Below are 3,084 nucleotides of genomic sequence, written 5' to 3'. Positions count from 1 at the left end.
CGTTTCAGGATCGGATTGAGCTGCACATGGCTGCGGTTGCGCAGGCGGGTTCGCTCCTTGACCAGTGCCGTCCGCGCCACCTGCAAGTCTTTGAGCACAAGCAGGTGCTCCGCGGCGGGCGCATCCGGTTCCAGCTTCAGGGCGGCCCCCATCCGGGCCAGGAGGCGTGCATCGACGGCATCGGTCTTGGCCCGCATCCCGCATGCCTCGGCAAAGCGACGAGCCTGCAGCGGATTGACCTTGACCAGCGGCAGCTTGCCCGACAGCTCCGTCTCGAAGGCCCGATGATAAGACCCTGTTGGTTCGAAGACGATGCGGGCGACCGGCGTCTGGCCGAGCCAGCGGATCAAGGCCCGGAAGCCCCGGGGCGCATTCTCGAACTGCCGCGCCGCCTGGTCTTCCAGACGGAAGGCGTCGAGATGGGTTTTCGAGATGTCGATGCCGATGGTATGTTCAGTCATCTTCGCCATGTCCTATGCTTGTCATGCGTGGCGCAAACACGCGTATCCGTTCAGGCCCCTGGTGAAGACGGCGGTTGATCAAACTCACAAACGGTCCTTGCTGACCCAGCAGATGACGATCCAACCGCCGCCACTGCCCGCCATAAATGGCGTGGCGGGCAGTGGCTCCTGTATACCTCAGGAGCCACCTCCTGAATAAGACAAGCTGCGGAATGTAAAACTTCCCAAGTATGTTTGGTCCGATAGCAATCGATGAACNGACCCAGCAGATGACGATCCAACCGCCGCCACTGCCCGCCATAAATGGCGTGGCGGGCAGTGGCTCCTGTATACCTCAGGAGCCACCTCCTGAATAAGACAAGCTGACCCACCTTCCGCTTAAACGCGGCAATGCGGGCTTCATACTCGGCGATGACGCTGGCCTCGGCTTCCTCGTCATTCAGCTCGCCCCGGTCGAACTGCGTGAGCCATAGCTGATGAGGTTGGCGGAAAGGTTGTGGCTTCGTTGCGCATCGCGCCGCCCGAGGACGCCGGCGCGGATGTCCTGGCAGAGCTGCAACTTGAATGGCATCGAATGCCGGCGGTAGGGACCTCGTGTTGTCATGGGCCTTCTCCGATCAAGGCCCGTCCAGCGTATCAGTTTTTCAGGGTCCTGTGGTTCAGCCCGAGGGGTTCACTCCAAGCCTGGGTCACTTCTGGGTGGAAATCAACAGGCCCAGCGGGCCTGGGCCATCGCCTGCAGGTCGGTGCCCGCGCGCGCGGCTGGTTGCATCGGCCATAGTGGCAGGATAAAAAATGGTCCTGCCTATCCAAGGACTTCCCGGTGCACCCGACCCTTTTTGCCGCAACCCAGCCTGTTGCGATCCTGCTTGCTAGCTATCGCGGGGCCGGCTTCATCGGCGCGCAACTGGCTAGTATCGCCGCGCAGACGTATCGGAACTGGCGGCTGATCGTGTCGGACGACGGATCCGATGACGCAACGCGGAGCATCGTCGCCAATTTCGCGGCCTCGCGACCAGCAGGCCAAGTCCGGCTAATTGATGGGCCGCGTCGGGGTGCCACGCAGAATTTCCTGCACCTTCTCACGGCCACACCGGATGGGCCCCTCGCCTTCTGCGACCAAGATGATGTCTGGTTTCCTGACAAGCTGGCTCGAGCCTTGACTGCGCTGGCACCGCATAACAACCCCGCCCATTATGCTGCACGCACCATCATCACGGATGCCGATCTGAACCCAGTAGCCGAAGCGCGGCATTTTCGCCGCCCCTTGGGCTTTCGGAATGCCTTGGTTCAGGCGATTATGGCGGGCAATACATCGGTCTTCAATGCGCCCGCCGCCTCGATCCTGCGCCGTTGCGCGCCTGCGGCGCAGGCAGAGGATATTGAATCGCATGATTGGTGGGCCTATCAGATCACTGCGGGCACAGGGGCGGTGCTGATCCACGATCCGCAGCCCGCGCTGTTTTATCGCCAGCACGCACGCAGCATGGTGGGGCGCAATGACACCCTGAGCGCGATGTCGCAGCGCATCGGAAAGCTGCTGGCAGGCAATTACGGCGGCTGGCTGGCGGCCAATCACGCCGCCCTGAATGCGGCCCGTGCGGAGCTCTTGCCCAAGAACCGCCGCATTCTCGACCGTTTCGGTACGGCCTTGCGCCAGCCTGGTCCTTTGGCTGCGCTGCACATGGCGCGGATCGGTCTTTATCGCCAGACAGGGGCCGGAACCAGCGCGCTGTTCGCGGCGGCCTTCATGGGACGTCTGCGTCAATTCACGCCAAGCAGCCCCATCAGATAGCTATCATAGTCCGGTCTGGATAATTCCTACAGCATTGATCCGCATAATGAAGCTGCGGTTTTGTTTGCTTTGAACTACAGGGTTCGTATGCTTTTGCCAGAAACCTTGTAATTTCTGGTCGTCGATGAAGCCCCATGCTCGCTGTGAGGGAGTCAAGACGCAGATCGGCGGCAGCCAGTTCAGCGTCTTCCGCACAGGCCGCTCGAAGTCACGGCTGAACTTTCCCTCTCTGCTGCGGGCCGGGTGTGTGAGGATTACATTATCAACGATGCGGCGCTCGACTATATGCACCTGCGCAAGGTGACCCAGAATGTCATCGGCAAACTTTTACCCCCCGAGACCTCATTTGCCTCGCAGATGGCTAGCAATTGTGTCTATCAGCCGACTTGAGGCCGCCATGCCTGGCCAGTTTTGAGGATCGCGTTGCAGACCTTCCTGGCGGACGGTCGCGTCGAGATCGCCTCCAATCGGGTCGAAAATCTGATCCGTCCTATTGCCCTCAATCGCAAGAATGCGCTCTTCGCAGGCCATGACGAAGGCGGCATCGCTTGGGGTCGCATCGCTTCGCTGATCGAAACCTGCAAGATCAACGGCATCGAGCCCTTCGCCTACCTCAAGGCAACCCTGCAGGCCATCGCCAACGGTCATCCGCAAAGCCGGCTCGACGATCTGCTGCCCTGGAACTTCAAACCGTCAAGTTGAGCAGTAGGTGCTGTCCAGCTACTTGCAGTTACCCACAAATGCCTGGGTTGGTTGCGATGCGTGCGCCTTCAATGAGATCAGCGAGGCGTGCGAAGCCGCGCCAGATGACGGTCGTGCCTGGCGGTG

The 3,084-nt window shown here is 60.8% G+C and carries 3 protein-coding genes and 1 pseudogene; 2 read left to right on the top strand and 2 right to left on the bottom strand.

What is annotated here, in order from left to right; genetic code table 11:
* A partial coding sequence (locus tag IEX25_RS19515) for an IS110 family transposase (RefSeq protein WP_188717371.1) occupies positions 1-470 on the bottom strand: 470 nt, incomplete at its 3' end.
* An 814-nt stretch (positions 471-1,284) separates the two neighbouring features.
* Here IEX25_RS19515 and IEX25_RS19510 point away from each other — a divergent pair.
* Positions 1,285-2,256, top strand: coding sequence for a glycosyltransferase (locus IEX25_RS19510; protein WP_188717369.1), 972 nt, complete (start codon positions 1,285-1,287; stop codon positions 2,254-2,256).
* Positions 2,257-2,259: 3 nt separating this feature from the next.
* On the opposite strand, the gene IEX25_RS19505 is transcribed toward IEX25_RS19510, so the two are convergent.
* Positions 2,260-2,547, bottom strand: coding sequence for a hypothetical protein (locus IEX25_RS19505; protein WP_188717368.1), 288 nt, complete (start codon positions 2,545-2,547; stop codon positions 2,260-2,262).
* A 132-nt stretch (positions 2,548-2,679) separates the two neighbouring features.
* On the opposite strand from IEX25_RS19505, the pseudogene IEX25_RS19500 reads away from it, so the two are divergent.
* Positions 2,680-2,958, top strand: a pseudogene (locus IEX25_RS19500) (transposase domain-containing protein); the annotation flags it as partial.
* Positions 2,959-3,084: the final 126 nt, after the last annotated feature.

The organism is Paracoccus acridae, assembly GCF_014642735.1.
In the GTDB taxonomy this organism is placed as follows: Bacteria; Pseudomonadota; Alphaproteobacteria; order Rhodobacterales; family Rhodobacteraceae; genus Paracoccus; species Paracoccus acridae.
This window is presented reverse-complemented; position numbering and strand designations above follow the sequence as displayed.